This is a genomic window from Sodalis sp. RH20 (genome assembly GCF_047324205.1).
In the GTDB taxonomy this organism is placed as follows: domain Bacteria; phylum Pseudomonadota; class Gammaproteobacteria; order Enterobacterales; family Enterobacteriaceae; genus Acerihabitans.
On sequence record NZ_CP178733.1, the window covers coordinates 1,219,750 to 1,238,397 of the forward strand.

At 51.2% G+C, this 18,648-nt stretch carries 16 protein-coding genes and 2 pseudogenes; 10 read left to right on the forward strand and 8 right to left on the reverse strand.

The features are described 5' to 3' along the window. Positions 1-6: 6 nt before the first annotated feature. Positions 7-825, reverse strand: coding sequence for an ABC transporter permease (locus tag ACL2XM_RS05645; protein WP_413729970.1), 819 nt, complete (start codon positions 823-825; stop codon positions 7-9). Beyond that, positions 822-1,628: an ABC transporter ATP-binding protein gene (locus tag ACL2XM_RS05650; protein ID WP_413729971.1), complete on the reverse strand. Its 807-nt coding sequence runs from the start codon at positions 1,626-1,628 to the stop codon at positions 822-824. Before ACL2XM_RS05650 ends, ACL2XM_RS05645 begins: the two co-directional genes overlap by 4 nt. A gap of 372 nt (positions 1,629-2,000) precedes the next feature. Between ACL2XM_RS05650 and ACL2XM_RS05655 the strand changes: the two genes are divergently transcribed. From ACL2XM_RS05655 to ACL2XM_RS05690, 8 genes are all read left to right on the forward strand, one after another. Beyond that, positions 2,001-3,632: a sigma 54-interacting transcriptional regulator gene (locus ACL2XM_RS05655; protein WP_413729973.1), complete on the forward strand. Its 1,632-nt coding sequence runs from the start codon at positions 2,001-2,003 to the stop codon at positions 3,630-3,632. Positions 3,633-4,170: 538 nt separating this feature from the next. After that, complete coding sequence (locus tag ACL2XM_RS05660; RefSeq protein ID WP_413729974.1) at positions 4,171-4,860, forward strand: cyclase family protein; 690 nt, start codon at positions 4,171-4,173, stop codon at positions 4,858-4,860. Then, positions 4,860-6,131, forward strand: a complete 1,272-nt coding sequence (locus ACL2XM_RS05665; protein ID WP_413729975.1) for an ROK family transcriptional regulator — start codon at positions 4,860-4,862, stop codon at positions 6,129-6,131. Before ACL2XM_RS05660 ends, ACL2XM_RS05665 begins: the two co-directional genes overlap by 1 nt. After that, positions 6,128-7,237, forward strand: a complete 1,110-nt coding sequence (locus tag ACL2XM_RS05670; RefSeq protein WP_413729976.1) for a mandelate racemase/muconate lactonizing enzyme family protein — start codon at positions 6,128-6,130, stop codon at positions 7,235-7,237. The genes ACL2XM_RS05665 and ACL2XM_RS05670 overlap by 4 nt, the downstream gene beginning before the upstream one ends. Before the next feature lie 57 nt (positions 7,238-7,294). Then, positions 7,295-8,335 (forward strand): ABC transporter substrate-binding protein, encoded by a 1,041-nt coding sequence (locus tag ACL2XM_RS05675; protein WP_413729977.1) that lies wholly within the window; start codon positions 7,295-7,297, stop codon positions 8,333-8,335. Continuing rightward, positions 8,328-9,107 carry an ABC transporter permease gene (locus tag ACL2XM_RS05680; protein WP_413729978.1) on the forward strand — a complete coding sequence of 260 codons (780 nt, stop codon included), beginning with the start codon at positions 8,328-8,330 and terminating at the stop codon, positions 9,105-9,107. Before ACL2XM_RS05675 ends, ACL2XM_RS05680 begins: the two co-directional genes overlap by 8 nt. Before the next feature lie 12 nt (positions 9,108-9,119). Then, a complete protein-coding gene (locus ACL2XM_RS05685) occupies positions 9,120-9,923 on the forward strand; it encodes an ABC transporter ATP-binding protein (protein ID WP_413729979.1) in 804 nt (267 codons plus the stop codon). Between the two features lie 214 nt (positions 9,924-10,137). Next, positions 10,138-11,445 (forward strand): amidase, encoded by a 1,308-nt coding sequence (locus tag ACL2XM_RS05690; RefSeq protein ID WP_413729980.1) that lies wholly within the window; start codon positions 10,138-10,140, stop codon positions 11,443-11,445. A gap of 671 nt (positions 11,446-12,116) precedes the next feature. Here the strand turns inward: ACL2XM_RS05690 and ACL2XM_RS05695 are convergent. After that, positions 12,117-12,836, reverse strand: a complete 720-nt coding sequence (locus tag ACL2XM_RS05695) for a LysR family transcriptional regulator (RefSeq protein ID WP_413733195.1) — start codon at positions 12,834-12,836, stop codon at positions 12,117-12,119. A 140-nt stretch (positions 12,837-12,976) separates the two neighbouring features. Between ACL2XM_RS05695 and ACL2XM_RS05700 the strand changes: the two genes are divergently transcribed. Further along, positions 12,977-14,185: an MFS transporter gene (locus ACL2XM_RS05700; protein ID WP_413729982.1), complete on the forward strand. Its 1,209-nt coding sequence runs from the start codon at positions 12,977-12,979 to the stop codon at positions 14,183-14,185. A 76-nt stretch (positions 14,186-14,261) separates the two neighbouring features. On the opposite strand, the pseudogene ACL2XM_RS05705 reads toward ACL2XM_RS05700, so the two are convergent. Together ACL2XM_RS05705 and ACL2XM_RS05710 are read right to left on the reverse strand one after the other, a co-directional pair. Then, positions 14,262-14,447 (reverse strand): annotated as a pseudogene (locus tag ACL2XM_RS05705) (hypothetical protein); the annotation flags it as partial. A 392-nt stretch (positions 14,448-14,839) separates the two neighbouring features. Then, the gene (locus ACL2XM_RS05710) at positions 14,840-15,133 is read right to left on the reverse strand and encodes an SDR family oxidoreductase (protein WP_413729983.1); all 294 of its coding nucleotides are present in this window, start codon (positions 15,131-15,133) and stop codon (positions 14,840-14,842) included. Positions 15,134-15,574: 441 nt separating this feature from the next. Here ACL2XM_RS05710 and ACL2XM_RS05715 point away from each other — a divergent pair. Then, positions 15,575-15,865, forward strand: a pseudogene (locus ACL2XM_RS05715) (hypothetical protein). Positions 15,866-16,249: 384 nt separating this feature from the next. Here ACL2XM_RS05715 and ACL2XM_RS05720 read toward each other — a convergent pair. The 3 genes from ACL2XM_RS05720 to ACL2XM_RS05730 are packed head-to-tail and all read right to left on the reverse strand — an operon-like array spanning position 16,250 to position 18,648. Next, a complete protein-coding gene (locus ACL2XM_RS05720) occupies positions 16,250-17,068 on the reverse strand; it encodes an amino acid ABC transporter ATP-binding protein (RefSeq protein WP_413729984.1) in 819 nt (272 codons plus the stop codon). Further along, positions 17,055-17,876: an amino acid ABC transporter permease gene (locus ACL2XM_RS05725; RefSeq protein WP_413729985.1), complete on the reverse strand. Its 822-nt coding sequence runs from the start codon at positions 17,874-17,876 to the stop codon at positions 17,055-17,057. The genes ACL2XM_RS05720 and ACL2XM_RS05725 overlap by 14 nt, the downstream gene beginning before the upstream one ends. Then, positions 17,866-18,648, reverse strand: coding sequence for an amino acid ABC transporter permease (locus ACL2XM_RS05730; RefSeq protein ID WP_413729986.1), 783 nt, complete (start codon positions 18,646-18,648; stop codon positions 17,866-17,868). The genes ACL2XM_RS05725 and ACL2XM_RS05730 overlap by 11 nt, the downstream gene beginning before the upstream one ends.

The window sequence follows — 18,648 nt, forward strand, 5'->3', positions numbered from 1 at the left end:
ATAATATTATTTTCCAGACCATTTAATGAAATGGCGTTCAATGAGCAGGAAAAGTAAGTTGATGAGATAACCGATACAGCCGGTGACAATAATGGAGCTGTACATTTCAGCCAGGTTATAAACCTGTTGCGCATCAATAATCCGGTGGCCCATGCCAACGGAGGAGCCGATAAACATTTCCGCGACGATAATCACCACCAGTGCATAAGAGACGCCTAGCCTTAAGCCAATAAAAGTTTGCGGCAATGATTCATACAAAAGCACGTCGCGAAGAATGCGCCAGTTTGAGGCACCCATGACCCTGGCGGCCAGGATGCGCGTCTGGCGCGCATTCATCACGCCGTACGCTACGTTAAAAAGAATAACCAGGCAGGCGGAAAACGCCGCGATAGCGATCTTCGATTCCTCGCCGATACCGAATATCAGCAAGAACAGCGGGAATAACGCGGTCGCGGGTGTGGATCGAAAAAAATCGATAATGAATTCCACGCAGCGATAAATGCCGGTATTCGCTCCTATGGTAATACCGACCGGAATACCGATGGCGGCGGCGATCAGAAAAGAGTAAACCGTCCTTAATACCGTGCGGATGAAGTCCGCCCACAAACCGCCGTCTACGACGCTTTGCGTAAAAGCATAAAACGTCTCCAACGGGCCGGGCAGAAGCCGCGGGGTCACCCAGTGGGCGGAGTGGGCCAGACTCCAGAACGCGATTAATACTATCGGACCGATAATCCCCGGCCGTAGCAGTCGTAAAAAGAGCGAGGAAAAATTTGGCTTGTAGGTTCGCGCCGACTTTGCGGCAATAAAAAAAGACTGTTTCATGGCCGGCGAACCTCCTGTTGGAAAATTTCGAGGCTATGCCGTTTGGCTTCAATAAAATCGGGATGCAGCAAAGTCAGATCATTTCTCGGATAAGGCAAATTAACCGGGATCATTTCAACCAGACGGGTCGGGCGTTTACTTAACATCATCACCTGTTCAGCTAAAAATACCGCATCTTCTAGATCGTGCGAAACCAACACCATGGCAATCTTGCTTTGTGCAAATATCAGTTGCAGCTTTTCCCGGATGAATAGAGTCATTTCATAATCCAGAGCGGAAAAGGGCTCGTCGAGAAAGATGATTTCTGGTCGGGGCGCCAGGGCTCTTAAAATGGATAGCAATTGCTGCTGCCCGCCCGAGAACTCGTAAGGGTAACGCTCCAGGTCAAATTTGATATCAAATTGTACTATCAATTCATCGACGCGCCGACGGCGTTCAGCGGCCTTCATGCCTTTTATCTTCAACGGATATTCAATATTTTCCCTGGCTTTCCACCAGGGAAACAACGCCTCGCGATAATTTTGAAAAACGTAGCCGATAGTGGTTTTGCTGACATCCTTGCCATTATAAAGTATTTGGCCCGCGTCATAAGGGGTGAGCCCGGCCATCATATTGATTAATGTCGATTTGCCACAGCCATTCGGACCAAAAATGGCGGTAAACGTACCGGGTTTGAACTCATAATTGAAATTATCGTAAATAACGTCTGCACCAAAACATTTGCGGAGATTTGTTATCGTGACCACCGGAGGACGTATCCCTGTGGAATAGGAATTAGCCGAGTCATATACCATCGCGCGCATTTCTGTCCCCTACCATTAACGTGAATACGGTTTTGTTTAACCAGTGGATTATGGTTTTTGTCCTTTGGTTCCGTCAGCCTTAACTGTTATAGATTTATAAAGCAAACTATGGGCCAAACGGTGATGAATGGAGTAAATAAATATATAATTTTATAAAAATCATAAGGTTGTTGATATATAACCGCGTAAATACAGGAGTCAATCCTTGTTGGGGAGGTCGATTTATTACTCAAATTTTATTGACAAATTAATAAATTATTAATAATTTTTAAATTTTCACTTATTCACCGCGCCGCTGAGAAACTCACACTTAACGTCGCGCCCACCAACATCGCTCCCCGGATCATTTTCTCAAAAAGAGAGGATAAGACCATGCAACAACCCCATATCGCGCAGGTACCCTCCGCGCGAGCAGAACTGACTACGGAAGTGCATGTCAATGTCGACTGGGCTCAGCACGAACTGTTTTTTCGCCGGGAGATGGCGAAAATTCTCATCCGCTATACCGATACCGACGAAAATCTTCGCGAGGTTTTCCATTTGCTGTCGGAGATCCTGGGGCTTAATCGAGGTCGGTTGTTTATCTATGACGATAAAAGCGGCTTGCTCTCCATCCGCTGCGCTTATGGATTGACACTGCGGGAAAAAGCGCGAGGCCTATTGCAGCCAGATGAAGGCGTCACCGGCAAGGTATTCTTGTCGGGTCAGATGACCATTGTTCAGGATATCGATTCAGAACCTAATTATTTATGGCGTTCAGTGACCAGGGATGCGTTACCCAGCGGCGTCACGTCGATGTTTTTCTTCCCCATCCTGCTCAACGGCAGAGCCCGAGGAGTATTTTGCGCCAATCGCTTTCGCGGTATCTCGCGTAACCTGACCGCGGATATTGAGATTTTGCGCGAAGTGGTGGGTCATATCGCTCAAATGCTGCGCATGGAAGATCTTATTGCCGAGCGGGTCCAAATGCATACCGTGGCGCTGGAACATGAAAACCGTACGCTACGACAGGCCCTGAAGCATGACATGCTGGAATATGGCATTTATGGCGATTCGGATAAAATTCGCGCCGCCATCCGCCAAATTGAACAGGTGGCAGGCAGTGATGTCACGGTACTCCTGATCGGCGAATCGGGCACCGGCAAAGAGCTGTTTGCCAGGGCGGTGCATATCGCCAGCAAACGCAGTGGACAATATATCAAAATGAACTGTGCGGCCGTGCCGGAAAACCTGTTTGAATCAGAGCTGTTCGGCCATGAAAAAGGCGCGTTTACAGGAGCGGACAAAACCAAGCAAGGGCATTTTGAAAAGGCGGACAACGGTACATTATTCCTCGATGAAATCGGTGAATTGCCGTTGAATCTGCAAGCTAAATTATTACGGGCATTGCAAGAAAAAACGATTCAGCGAGTCGGCGGCGGGGAGGAGCGGTCGATCAATGTCCGTATAGTCGCCGCGACGAATCTGGACCTTCGCCAGCAGGTCGCCGAGGGGAGATTCAGGCTGGATTTGTTCTATCGGCTCTACGTGGTGCCGATATTTTTACCCTCGCTGCGGGAGCGTCCGGAGGATCTGTCTACGCTGATTCAGCATTTCATTGAAGAGAGCGGCGCGCGTTTCCAGCGCCGGGTGCAATGCTCCGCGGAGGCGCTGGCCGCGCTGATCCGTTATACCTGGCCGGGGAATGTCCGCCAACTGCAAAATGTGGTTAACCGATTGGTCTTACTGTCGGAATTACCCATCATCGATGCCCAGCACGTTGCCGCTTTGTTGGAACATGAACAAGCCGCTGCGACGCACCAGCCTGCGGACGATCCTCTTGACGCCGCAGGGAGCTCCCAGGCGCACCTTTTTTCGTCCCGTATCGAACCCAGCGATGCCAACTCCATCCAACTGGCACTTTCCCACTGCGGTGGTAACAAGTCACGAGCCGCGCAGCGGCTGGGAATAACTTTGAGCCAACTCATTTATAGGATGCGCAAGCTTGGGCTGACTGCCACCTGACGCATGCCAGGCTTTATTGAACGGTCATGGTGTTGAGCGAGGACAAAATGATGGGTCTTGGTGCTGCCGGCATGGGTGATAGCGCTGGAAAATGTAACGCGCAGGCCTTGCGTTGAGCAGGGGAGCTCATCGGCCGGCTCCGGAATGTTACCGTTGACGCTGGCTCGCCAAGCGAGTTTGTGCGTTCACAGTGCGAAGTATCGCGTAAAATGAACTTTTTTTGTGCAAAGAATGTTAAACGTAACTAAGGTTGTAGCGCAGGGGCAAGTTCATTTTCTCTGCGTTTCCGCATTTCCTTCGGAATTTTAACCAGGTAATTCTTTGATAACACAATCATCTTGTTTGAATAATTTTTAATTAGACGAGGGGGTAACCCTGAAGGTGTCGAATGCCCAGTCGGTTGGCATGTTGTTTGCTTATTAATTACTTACTGACAGCAAATAATACAAATGTCTCTTGAATTGAGATTGCAGACCTCTCATAAGGGTAATATTTATATTAATCAATTAGTTATAAGAAAGATCAAAAGGAAAGCCAAATGCAATTAATCGATTTGAGCAGAGAGATAAGCCACAAAATGCAGCGGTTACCCAATCATCCCACCGTAAGCATTACCCCATTTACCACCCATGAGGAGAAGAGGGCAGCGGAGGGCTATCTATTTTCAACGGCAGTGAATCTGCTGGTCATGGGAGAGCACAGCGGAACACATGTCGATGCCCCTCACCATTTTGATGATTCATCACAGGCGAAATCTATCGACGAAATGCCCCTGGAGAACTTTTATACCGAGGCGGTTTGCCTGGATTTATCTCACAAGCCGCTGAACAGTGATATCAGTGTGAAGGATTTACAAGATGCCATCGTGAAGGCCGGCGTGGAAATAAAAGCGAAAGATACCGTACTGCTCTATATGGCCTTCAATCAACGAACCCTGGGCACGCCCGGGCACATTACCGATTTTCCGGGATTGACCAAAGATTCCGCAACCTGGCTGGGGCAGCAGGGCATAGCTATGTTCGGGGTCGAAGCCATGAGCCCCGGGCGGACGGGACGGAATAATTTCGAAGTTCATCATGTATGCCGGGATATGGGATTCACGCATATGGAAGGGCTGGAACATTTAGAGTTATTGGTCGGTAAAGGCCGGTTTAAATTTATCGGTTTCCCGTTGAAAATAAAAGGCGGTACGGGAAGCCCCATCAGAGCGGTGGCGGTGCTGGACTGATGATGAACGAACAAGGAAAAGGCCGTAATACGGTGAATATCAGAGAGTATAACCGCAGCCTGATCATTCATGCTCTGAGCCGGCATGGAAGGATGTCACGTTCGGATATTGCTAAAACCCTCAGTTTATCCGAGGCGGCAATCTCCCGTATTGTCAGGGAATTGATCGAGGATGATTTAATCAGTGAAGCTGCGCCGCAGGGACAGGCGCAAGGACCCGGCCGCCGGCAGGTGCCCCTGGCGCTCAGCGTCACCTCAAAGTTTATTATTTCGGTGTGCCTTACCGCGTTTGAGCATTGCGTATCGATAATAAACCTGCGCGGCCAGCAACTTGCCCGCAGCGATCTTACCGATACTCTTAAAGGCTCCGGCAATACCGTGGTTGAGGACCTGATAGATAAAATTGACGGGGTATTGTCTGAAAATAATATCAGTAAAAATAAAATCATTGGTATCGGAGTAGTGACCATCGGTGCGGTTGATAAAAGACAGGGTAAAATTTGTATTTCTTCGATCCATGTTCTTAATAATCAATTAATTACCCATAAGCTGGGGGAGTTCTTTAAGGTTCCTGTTTATCTGGGAACCATTGGCGAAGCGCTGAGCATAGGGGAAAAGGTGTTCTCTGAAAAGCGGCCTCTGGAATTCAACTCCGTTGCGCCGGATCCTTATAAGAGCAAGGACGCGACGCTTCTGATCTATATCGCCTTCGGTATCGGGGCGTATGTACTGATTAACGGCATTGCCCATGGAAATATCAACGATGATCGGCTGATTGCGCACATTCCTGTTCTCGGTGCCGACGATCTCTGTCTATGCGGTGCTAGGGGATGTTTATTGACGAAAGCGTCCGGTTATTCACTGGTCAAGCAAAGCAGCGGCGATGAGTACCGATTTGCACCGATATTACTGGATGAAATCGAACCCGGAAAATTATTGAATTTAATTTCCCGGCTGAATGCCGGTGATAAAAAAATCGAAGACAGTTTTTTTGCGGCGGGTGTTGTGCTCGGCGAAGCCATATTTTCCCTTTCAGTTTGCTTCACGCTTAAAACTATTGTGCTGTCCGGCGTAGTGGGACAAGTACAGGCGTATCAAAGGGGGGTAAGCGAGGGGGTGAAAAATATGTGGCGGCGATTAAATATTGAACCGCCTTTCGTCAGAATCAACGATCTGGGCTATGGCGCCATCGCGGAATTATATAGCCTTGAACAGGTATTATTTGGTGAGGGCGATCCTATAAAAACGTCAATTGGGATAACGTCGGTATGAGTAAAATCAAGTCAATAGAAATATATCCGGTCCGTTTGCCGCTTAAGCAGGCGATGAAGCTTGCCAGTGAGAAAATTGAATCCACTGTGAACGTCTTCATCAGGGTGCTTTCATCGGATAATCACCATGGCTGGGGGGAGGCGAGCATTGCTGCGACCATGACTGGGGAATATTTGGTTGATGTATTATTTGCACTAGATTATTCCCTTATTCCGCATTTAATTGGCGAGGATACCGATAATTTTACCGCAATTGAATATAAGATCGACCGGCTTATCGCTGGAGCAACAACCGCCAAGTCCGCACTGTGCATGGCGATTGCCGACCTGGTCGCTCGTCAGAAAGATATCCCGCTGTGGCAACTGCTTGGGAATAAGAGAAGGGATAGTATTCCAGCGTTAAAGATATTAAGTGGTTCCGGCCAATCGCAGGATGACGCAACGTTAACCGACGCAATCAGAGCAGGATATCGCTATTTTAAAATAAAGGTTGGTATCGACGATCCGCTAGAAGATGCTGAACGGATTTGCGCCATCCGCGCGACCCATGGCGATAAAATTGCATTATCGGCCGACGCCAATATGGCCTGGGACGTGGATAAGGCTCTTCAGTTTATGCGTCACGCTTCCCCAGCGGGCCTGCAATATCTTGAGCAACCGTTGAAACCTGCGGATGACGATGGACTGAAAATGTTATTGGCTCACTCCTCGCTGATGGACATCGCGGCGGATGAAAGCCTGCATACCGACGCCGATATTTTGCGGGAACGTCATCTCGGCGTGATGTGGTTCAATCTTAAATTATTGAAGTTTGGTACTTATAACCACATTTTAGCCGGCGTTCTGAATTGTGACAGTACTAACGGCAATGTGGTGCTGGCGTGCAAAATAGCGGAGTCCAGCGTGGCTTCCAGCGCGATGGCTCATTTAGCCGCCACCGTGTCGCGGTTAAATACTGGTGTAAGTTTTACTCAGGATTATTTAAGCCAGGACGTGACTTCTGCTCCGCTTTCCGTTAGAGGCGGCATGGTAAACATTTCAGACACTCCGGGCCACGGGGTCGAAGTCAATCTGGATATTATTAAATCATTGCAGTTGAAAATATAATCTTCGGCTTATCTCATCATTTCCATTAATTAAGCGTAAAAGTTGGGAGAAACACACATGTTGACCAGAAGAACCTTTCTTAGTGCCATCGCCGTTTCGCCGTTACTCGTAAAAACGGCGAATAGCGCCGAGATAAGCGGTAAAAATGAATTGACTGAATTTGAATTATTGGGAGTGCGGGATCCGCAATTAGGCATGCAATTGGCCTTGGCTGATTATTTTAAATTATTTCAGGCTCAGGGCATTGATGTCACTATCCGCTGGCAACAGTCTAGTGGCGACATGCTGACCATTATGGGCGGCGGATTTCCCATCGGCGTCGGCAATCCGCTTAGCCAGATTATTTTGGCCTCCCGTAACATACCGGCAAAAATACTCTGCGCCTTCGCTGATATATCCGGTGGACAAGGGCTGGTATTGGCGCCAGGTTTTCATCCGGAGTCACCGTCTGTGCTTGAGGGCAAACGATGCGCTTTCACCGAAGGCGCGAATAACCCATTAATTTTATCTCATCTGGCTGAAAAGTATCATTTTGACGTCAGGAAAATCCGGATGATGAATATGGAACCGAGCGAAGGCGTAGTCGCGGCCAGTCGCGGAGACGTTGATATGCTATTGTCTTGGCAACCCTTCTTATATCGATTACAGCAATTAAACGGCACGCTCTATGCAACGGGCAATACCCTCTATTTTACACAGCCGCCGACAAAATTATCAGAACGCGACAAGCTATTATATCAGCATTCGACTCTTATTGCGCGTCAGGACTGGGTAAAGCAGTATCCCCGCACCACGGCGTCGCTGCTGAGGGCATTGATTAATGCCGAAAACTATTTTTATTCCCATAAAGAAGAATCGTTGGCCGCCCTTGAGAGCGTGCTGAAGGTACCTGCCGGTCCGCTGAGGGTGATGGTCGACAACAGCGTTTATAAACTCTCGCTATCCGATGAATTGGCGGATACCTTTAGATCAACCGCACAGTGGGCGCTGGCCAATAAACGGGTTTCCTCATTGCCGGACATGGCGAAGGCCATCGATCCCATGCCTCTGGGTGGTGTGGATCCCATCAGAGTGCACTGGGGCCCAAGCCATGCATAACGCCCACGCTCATCGATCACATCTGCTCAGGACCGGGATTGCCGTTTGCGTTTTTTTATTGATTTGGATAGCGGTAACCTGGGCGAATAAAGCCGGTCTGAACTTTGTCAATCCACTGCTGCTGCCTTCACCGATGGACGTTATCGATGCCGCTGTCGACTCGATCCGTTCCGGTGAGCTTCAGGTGGATATTGGGGCCAGTCTGTTCCGCATCCTTGCTGGCTTTGTTATTGCGGCGTTCGCCGGTATTGGGCTCTCACTGCTGGTGTGTATGAGCAAATCGGCTGGCTTCTTTATCGAACCCTTGTTTGAAATATTGCGCCCGATACCTCCACTGGCATTCTTACCGATGCTGGTGCTGTGGTTTGGCATCGGCGAGCTGTCGAAGGTGACATTTATTGCCTATTCAGCTTTTTTTCCCATATTCACCGCCTCGGTAGATGGCGTTAAACATGTGGATAAATTGTTGTTGCGGGCAGGTGCAAGCTTAGGCGCCAATAAAAAGCAGATGTTTCGCTATGTGGTATTACCGGCAGCAACACCATTCATCTTCACCGGCCTGAAGCTTGGGCTTTCTTTGTCTTTCTTTGTTATTGTCGCGGCGGAATTTCTTGGCGCCGACTCCGGGCTGGGTTATTACATCAATAACGCCAGAACCTATTTTTCCGTCTCTCAAATGCTGCTTGGGGCTGCAATCATTGGTTTTTTTGGCTATATGGTCAATTTATTCCTAACCATGATTGAGACCAGGCTGCTGGGTTGGAGAGACTAACAAGGATTTTAAATGCTTAGCCTACAAGACACTATTAGTGTACCGGATGATGCGGAAAACCATCACAGGATTTTTATTAAAGGCGTCACTAAAAAATATGCAGATCATCTCGCGCTTGATCGGGTGGATTTGGAATTAAAACAAAACAGCTTTACCTGTCTGTTGGGGCCATCAGGCTGCGGTAAATCTACGTTATTAAATATGATTGCCGGGTTTATCACGCCAACCAGCGGTGAAATTTGGGTAGATGGCACGCGGGTTACCGGTCCAGGGCCCGATCGGGGGGTGGTCTTTCAGGAATATGCATTATTTCCCTGGCGAACAGTGATGGAAAACGTTGCGTTTGGTCCCATGTTGAAAGGGCACTCCCGGTTGCAACAAAGAGACATTGCGCTAACGGTGCTGGAAAGAGTGGGGTTGCTACCGTACCAGGACCGCCTGCCCCGGGACTTATCGGGTGGCATGAAGCAACGGGTGGCCATCGCCCGCGCGCTGGCGAATAACCCGACAGTATTATTAATGGACGAACCATTCGGGGCGTTGGATGCGCAAACCCGCGAGTCGTTGCAGGAAGAGATGAAGCGGATCTGGCAACAAGAACGCAAGACGGTGATTTTTGTCACCCACAGTATTTCAGAAGCTATTTTTTTAGCGGATAAGATCGTGGTGATGGGAACCCAACCTGGCCATATCAAAAAAGTGATAGACGTTAATCTTATTGATTCCGGCAACCCGTTGAGTCAGGACTTTGTGGCATTAGCGGCAGAACTCAGAAAGCTGATAAAACATGAAGCAGCTAAAAATGCTGATGCATAGTTTACGATGATTATTGAGTTAACCCGAGTCTGGCCGGGGATATTATTTTTCTAGCCGATGTGTAGGCGGCGGCTTTGGAGTATTTATTTAAATAATCAATATATATTGCTACAATGGGGAATGTCTGCCCGTGGATAAAAATAGATTATGGGAGCTTGATGCTTGTCAGTTGGCTGGCGGATATCAACAGGGTCTTTTTACGCCGGAAGATACTTTGGCGGCTATTGAGAAAAGAATTTCACACATCAATCCCATTCTTAATGCTATTGTCACTCAGGATACCGGACTATCCTGGCGCGCTGCCAGGGCGTCTTCTCTGCGCTGGCAATCAGGCCGACCGTTAAGCCAATTAGACGGCGTTCCTTTTACGGTAAAGGACAATCTTTATTTTGGCGGCCTCAAGGCCACGTGGGGGAGTGAATTATTCAGGGATTTTATCGCGCCGCGCAGCGATATTGCCATCGAACGGTTAATCGCGGCGGGCTGCGTTTTTGTCGGTAAAACCAACACTCCGGAATTGGCGATGGCGGGATATACCGGTAACCGTTTGTTCGGCATCACCAAAAATCCCTGGGATACAACAAAAACCCCCGGCGGTTCCAGCGGCGGAGCGGCGGCTGCCGTTGCCTCGGGCATGTGTACCTTCGCTATCGGCACTGATGCTGGCGGGTCGATCAGGAAGCCGGCAGCCCATACTGGTATCGTCGGGTTTAAGCCGTCAATCGGAACAGTGGAACGGCGACACGGTTTTCCGCCGTTGGCCAACGATCTCCAGGTGATTGGCACGCTAACCCGCAATGTCGCGGATCTTAACACCGTAATGTCGGTACTCAGCGATACTATCGGATTGGCGACCTCTAGCAGGGGACTTAATATCGCCTGTTTCGATGTCGTAACGGACAGCCGCGCCGGCTGGTATATCGATAAGAGTGTGCTGACCGCAGCCACGTTGGCCAAACAGGTGTTGCGCACGCTGGGCCATACTGTCCATGAAGTCAGGCCCTTATGGAATCCGGACGAGGCTTATCGCCTCTATTCCACCTTAGTAAATGCCGGCATCGCCAGGGTGATGTCAGGGCAACAGGATTGGCGAAGCAAGGTGAGCGACGCGGTAATGACCATGGCGGAGAAAGGGCGGCAAATCACAGCGGGCCAATATGTGGAAGGCCTGGATGCCGTTACTGCGCTGCGCTGGGCTTTCAGGGATATATTCAACCGCTATGATCTGATCATGACTCCGGTAACCCCTACCGCCGGCTGGGACTGCGCCGCCGCCAATCCGGCTGTTATCGGCGGCCGTCCCGCCGTTGCTGGGGCGGTGGGGATGTTTACCGCCGCGGTCAGTCTTGCCGGTTGTCCCGCGATAGCCCTGCCTGCGCCGGAACATGCCGACGGGCTGCCGACCGGTATCCAACTGGTGGCCCCCCAGGGGAACGAACGGCGGTTGATAGATACCGCCGCGCAGTATGAGAATGCTGCGCCCTGGCAAAAAATTTCACCTTTTAGCCGGCCGGGTTCATAACCAAGTGGATTGGCATTACCGATGCCGTACGTCCAGCGGCTAAAAGCCGCTCGCATGGCCAAATCATGTTATGCGGATACAAGGCGGGTAAGCGGCGAGTGGGGTGGACATCGCCGGCCCGCTCATTATCCCACGGGGTTTTAGTTCTCCTTTGTCGCGAATGCAGTAAGTACAGCGCATAAAGGCCCCCTACAATTGAGCGGTGGCATTATCCTTGCACGAGAGCATTTTTTAATAGCCAGGATGCAGGATACGCTGTTGCACCAATAGCGCCGCCTGCTGTTGAACAATCCTCAGATAGCTGTCAGCTTGCGTCAACCTCTGCAGCATAGCGTTGTTGATAACATTATACATTGGGATGTGTTGACGTAGCCGGGTATCAATACCTAACCGACAATAAATTGGCTACGTTATTGGCTGAAAAGGCATACAATTGATAGATAGCTTGCGCAAGGTTCACATAAAAAAGCGTGATATGGCATCTTGATTACCTGGGAAAGGCGTGGCGGGCGCCTTTCCACACTACGATCAGCGCACCAAGTACCGCAAGCAGTGAGAACACCGCAAGACTGTCGACTCCAAATACGCTGATAAGAAAACCTCCAATTGCGCTGCCGCCAAAAATTCCGATGTTGTAGATTGTTGTCAACATTGCCGTAGCGAGTTCGGCATCATTTCCTGAGACTTGAGCAGTTGCGGACTGAAAGATCGTTGGAAGTCCACCAAACGATAAACCCCATGAAAAATAAGGCGACAACTGACATAGGGGGGATGCCCTTACGCTGCAAATAATCTGGCGCTCCGCAGATCAAACGCCGATTCTCGCCAATGGGGCGGGCTATCAGCGTGTTGTCGGCAAATGTGCCGTATCGGACTGCGAAATCAATTCCCTGGCTCACCAGATCCACGAAGCTGTCGGTCAAACTGAGGTCGATGGTGACATGGGGATGTTCTTCGAGAAAGCGGTCGAGAATGGGCACGATACGAGTCTGTCCCAGATCGACGGGCGCGGTCAGTCTAACGTGGCCTGATAGTTTTTGCGTCCCTGATTTGATTCGGCTCTCCAGTTCCTCCGCCTCGGCGAGCAGACGCCGTGCGCCTTCGGCTAGGACTCTTCCTTCATCGGTAAGACTGAAAGAACGGGTCGTTCGTGTGAGCAAGGTCGCACCGTAGTATGACTCCAATATGGCAAGGCGCTCTGAAACTGAAGCTGGCGAAAGTCCGAATTCCCGGCCCGCCGCCGACAGGCCGCCCTTTTCAATAATCATCAGGTAAAGCTGCAGGTTCGCTAATGTTCTTCGGAATTCCTGAAATATATTTTCGTTATTTAACCAATTATCAATATATTCCGCAAGGTTTATACTGTTTGCTGTGATGGGAAGGGCGGTAATGCATCCTCAGACGCGCGCGTAGTTACCACGCATGCATGGGGCAATTGTGCCGTCGAACTTCGGTGAGCCTCTCGGGAACAACTCTATGGACTTCACTGATAGTACGTTTTCAGTCGTAGTGGGAGGCAAATAAGCAGATAATGACGACTCGACCTAACCTGCTACCTGCCGCCGTGCAGACAAAGCAGCTATCAAAAGCCACGGTCTTACTATTCGCCCTTGCCTGCGGTGCCACAACGGCTAATGTTTATTACTCTCAATCGATTGCGGGGCCCATCGCAGCCAGCCTACAGTTGCCCGCGAGCCTGGCCGGGCTGATTGTCACCACGACTCAACTCGGTTACGGGATCGGGCTCTTCTTTCTAGTCTGTGTGGCCGATCTGGTGGAAAACCGCCGGCTCGTTTTGATCACTACAACCGGCACTATACTTAGCCTTTTCGGCGTGGCCAGCAGCAGTGCTCCTGGCCTCCTCATCACATCCCTTGCGCTTGGCATGTGCACCGTGGGCAGCCAGATCCTGGTTCCACTTGCCGTGCAACTTTCGCCGGCGACGAAGCGCGGCCAGGTCATTGGCAACATAATGGGCGGTTTGGTGGTGGGCATCATGCTGTCCCGCCCATTAGCAAGTTTTCTTACGGCCCATTGGGGATGGAGAGCAATATTTATCTTTTCAGCCGTCGTGATGCTCGGCACGTTATTACTTTTGGCTCGGGCCTTGCCACGATGGCGGCCCCGACCCAGCCGAGGCTATGTTGCAACGCTCCGATCCATGCTAGGCCTTCTAACCACGTCGCGTCCTCTGCAGCGCCGCGCAGCCTATCAGGGTACGCTGTTCGCGGTTTTCAACATGTTCTGGACCGCCGGTCCGCTGATGCTGCATGTCCGCTTTGGCATGGGACAGATGGGTATTTCCGCCTTCGCGCTGGCGGGAGCGGCCGGCGCGCTTTCGACACCGCTGGCTGGCATGGTGGCCGATCGTGGCGGTTCAAGATCCGGTACTGGGCTGGTATTGTTGTGCGCCGCCATTGCGCTGCTCATCAGTGGGTGGGGACAAGCTGCAGGATCACTGCTGATTCTGGTGGTCGCCGCGATTATACTCGATGCGTCAACGCAGGCGAATCAGGTGTTCGGCCAGCGCACCATCCAGAGCCTCGATTCAGAGGCGCGCGGTCGCCTGAACGCAGCATACATGACTGTCATATTCCTTTGCGGTGCAATGGGATCAGCATTGGGATCAGCTACCTATTATCTCGGTGGCTGGTTGGCTACCTCCCTCGTAGGAACCACTATGGTAGTGGTCATATTGGGCGTCTTCGCAACCGAATTCCGCACACCACGCATGCCATAGATGCTTCATATTCGCACATTACAAATACCAAGTTTCTGAAAAACAACCTAAGGTCAGAGGGATTTCGACAGTACTAACGCAGCCGTTTTTCAGGCTCAGACGCATAGCGCTGAACCCAGAGGTAAATCGTGGTGTGATCTACGTAGACACCGTGATTGGCCAGCATCCCCTGCAGTTCGCGGTGGCTGATGCCGTATTTGCAATACCGGTTAGGCCATGCCTCCTCACCGCGACGAGGCCCATTGGTGTGCGTTTCCTCGATATTTCCGAGCCCGAGACGCCTATTCCGTATGACGTCTCTATACTGTCGATAAAGTCCCCGAACCCAATGCGCGACACATTCGTGGAAATCGCTAAATCTGATTTTTTTTGCCTGAGTGGTCATACTGCAGCGCCTAAGTTAGGAAGTAAAAACGGGAATATGTACTCCGGTTGGACGATCTCGAAAAGCCGGCCCGCAAACTGTTGGATGGGGTCAAGGCTTATCGTCTTTCTACGAGTTGTGCCACCATGAATTTGTTGACTGGCTCCAGAAGGCTGATAAAGGAGCAGATAATCTCCTTGCCCTCATCTCTCAGCAGAGCGATTACCATAAGGAGCATGAGTCAGTACAGCTTCTTCGTGAGTTCCGTACGTCACTTAAGTTCAGTAAGTTCAGTCGAGACCATGGGGGCAATGAGGCGAACCTGCATTCTGGAAGATCAAAACGACGCTTTTAAATCCCCAGAATTGAGCAACAGGACTCAGCCCTCTATTTACCGCTATTGTTACCCCAGTGATGAAAGTGGCTTCGTAAGAAGCCAGATACGAAACTGTTGCTGCAATTTCATCAGGTTCTCCAGCACGACCTAATGAAGTTTCTTCGGCAATGCTGCGCATCCGCTCTGGCGGAAGTGGGTCACAGAAAAATCTTGTGTCCGCGATTAGTCCCGGAGCTATCCCATTCACGGTTATCCTTTGTTATCTCTTTCCCTCCCAGCTCGCGGTACGCGGTATAAGCTGCGGACGCTAGCCAGCGGGGAAGCGATACTTAAACATCTTGAGAATACCGGTGATGCTAATCGTAAAGCATATCGCTCAGGGTAACTTAAGGTCTTTTTATCGCTGTCATCAGCGAGGCTGTGCATGATGTCGGGATACGACATGCCTCAATGAAGGCATTCTCCGATATTGCCGGCTATAAGAAGCTGTCAATTATTCTACGGAGAAGCAGGTGAGGTTCTGTCTATCCAACGAGTACCGGTTTTAAACTGCGGCAGCTTTTCATTAGAATTCGCCATTATTGATGCTGACAGCAGTCGGGAACACCCTTCGGGCTTAGCTGCGAATTTTCATCTTCCTGACCCCCGGAACCAACGGAAAATCGCGGGGGAAAAATAGGAAGCGGCATTGAGCTCAGGCAGCGCTCCCAGTGAAGCATTGCTGTTCATCGTCGAGACTATCCTGTCGCCGCAGCGTGCGCTTTCTGACCAATCGAGAGCCATTGGCCACCGCATCGTGCACGATGGGGAACAGTTTACCCAATCTGGGTAATAAATGATGAGGTTTTGCACGGCATCAAGGCGGCGTCGCGATTTTTTTCGCCATTGGCCTATAAAAATATTGTCGTTTTTTGATACCGTATTTCATCAGACCATACCTGAAGCGTCTTATCTTTATGCCTTGCCATACCACTTTTAAATGATATGCAGGGTCGTTTGCTGCCCCCCATACGGCTTCCGCCACGTCCAGCGCCCGACGATTGCGACCATTCGGCGAAAACACTCTGCGCCAGGCCGGCATAAGCGTCAGGGAAACCGTTCTGCATCCGTAGCGGTGCGTTTGCAGTAGGAAAAAAACTTAGGGATCTGCTAGTTCCACCGCACCACCCGCAAACTGAACCAGACCCAGGCAGGTTAGCGTTATCTTGATGCTGTTAAACCCCGCATGGCATCCCTTGCCGAAGCATTTCCCGCCGCACACGGTGTGCTGGATATGATCGAAGGACCGCTGAAATTAGCGCGCCCTGCGCGTTAGGGATATCACCCCTATTAATCTCAAGCCGGTTGTGTTCGCCCTATTAGGTCACATGTTCGCCGCCGCCCGCGACCCCGATGTTTCACCCAGGGCGCGCCGCAGGAAAATCCGGGTACGTTCGTTACGAGGCTGCCTGAAAATCCGTTCGGGATTGCCGGATTCGATGATGTGCCCCGCTTCGGTAAAATAGAGGATATCGCTGACCTCCTCGGCAAACCGCATTTCGTGCGTCACCAGCACGCAGGTTATGCCGTCCCGGACCAGATTGCGGATCACGTTCAGAACTTCTCCGACCATTTCCGGGTCGAGCGCGGAGGTCACTTCGTCGAATAAAATCAGTTCAGGCTGCATGGCGAGCGCACGGGCAATCGCCACCCGCTGCTGCTGGCCGCCGGAGAGTTCCCCCGGATAGGCGGTCTCCTTATGCTCCATATGGACTTTGCGCAATAGCCCGAACGCCCGTTCCGTCGCTTCCTGGCGCGATACGCCCAGCACTTTGATGGGGGAGATCACCAGATTCTCCAGTACGCTCAGGTGAGGAAACAGGTTGTACTGTTGAAAAACAAAACCTACACGCTGACGCAGCTCGACAAATTCCTTTTCCGACCGCAGGGTATGAACCGGAATGCCGCAGACCTCTATCTCGCCCTTTTGTGGCCGCAATAGCCCGGTAATGCTGCGCAGAATGGTCGATTTCCCCGATCCCGAGGGGCCGATGATCGATACCGACTGGCCTTTACGGACGGAAACATCGATGCCTTTGAGTACCTCATTATCATCGAATGAAAGATGGACATTATTAAGCCGCACCAGAGGTTTGTCCGCACCGCTGCGTATAAGTGAGGAGCGGGTATCAGGATCGCGCATGTCGTTTTTCCTTTAGCCTCGTCAAACGGGCAATAGGGTAGCAATAGATGAAAAAGAACAGTAACAGGGTGAAATAGACCAAAACGGTGAAGTTAGTTCGCGCTACGGTATTACTGGCGATGCTGGCCATGTCGACCAGGTCGTGGACCCCCACCAGAGAGGCCAGGGATGTGCTCATGGTGATGCCGGCATACAGGTTCATCCAGGGCGGCAACATGCGTCGCACGCACTGGGGCAGTATGACATAACGAAAAATTTGCCCGCGCCGGAAGGCCAGCGACTGCGCAGCCTCCCACTGTGCGCTGGGAATGGACTGTATGGCGCCGCGGAAAATTTCGGCAATGATGGCGCTGGCGGATAATCCCAGCCCGATAACGACTTTTAACCAGTCCGGAAAGGGCAGGTACCAGTGAAATAAAGTAAATTCAAAAGGAAAAACGTAGGTGGTGAAATAGATCAATACCAGCACCGGCGCGTTGCGGAATACCTGTACATATCCCCGCACCAGGCGGCACAGCAGCCGCGAAGGCGACAAAGACAGCGCGCCGAATATCAGGCCGGCCGCAGTGCCAAGCCCCATGGAAACAATACTGATTTCAATATTGGTCCACATTCCGCTCAACAGCGCCGGCAGCCAGTGCCATAGCAACCTGATGCTTGGCGGCGCAGTGCCGCTAAGCAGCCAAAACAGATTCAGCGCCAACAGCATCAGCAAGGCGATAAACCAGGGGTCGGAACAGACCGCCGAGACAATTTCGCGGCGGCCGGAATTCGCAGCATGCAATTTCAGGGAGACGTCATTGTCCATATCCGGGCATCCTCAGGCGATGTTCCAGCCAGTGACCGACGGCGCTGACCATCCAGGTCAACAATCCGAACCAGATAAGAATCAGCAACAGCAGCTCAAGTACGTTGTCGCGCTGGGACCAAATCATAATTGACGCATAGGTGACATCGCCCACCGCGATAGCCGATGCAATCGCGGTCATTTTTACCAGATCGACCAGATTATTGATAAGCGAGGGCAGGGCGAAACGCGCCGCCAGCGGCAACTGGACATACCAGAAGGTCTGGCGGGGGGTGAACGCCAGTGAACGCGACGCTTCCAGGGTAATCGGCGAAACCGCTTCGATGCCGGCGCGCAGGGCTTCAGCATGGAATACCGCTTTGTGAACCGCCACCACCAGCACCACCCACATCAGCGGGGTGATGGGGCTGGCGCCGCCCGCTATTTTTTGGCCGATCAGCATATTCAGCACCAGAAATGCGCAGTAAAGTTGCACCAGCGCAGGGGTATTGCGGGTAAATTCCACGAAGGCGCTGACCGGAGCGACAATCCAGCGGGATTTGCGCGTCATGGCCGCCGCGATCAGGACGCCGATAAGCAAACTGATCGGAATGGTCAACAGGCATAATTTAAGCGAGACCCATGTACCGGCGATAAAAGCCTGCCGGTCGATGGGATCGAGCACAAAAGCATAATTCAGGCCCAATGGTCTGAAACAAGCCACCAGCCAGGCAAGAAACGACTGGATCACCGCAGACACCCCCGCTGCGCCGATAACCGCTGTCTCGCCCAT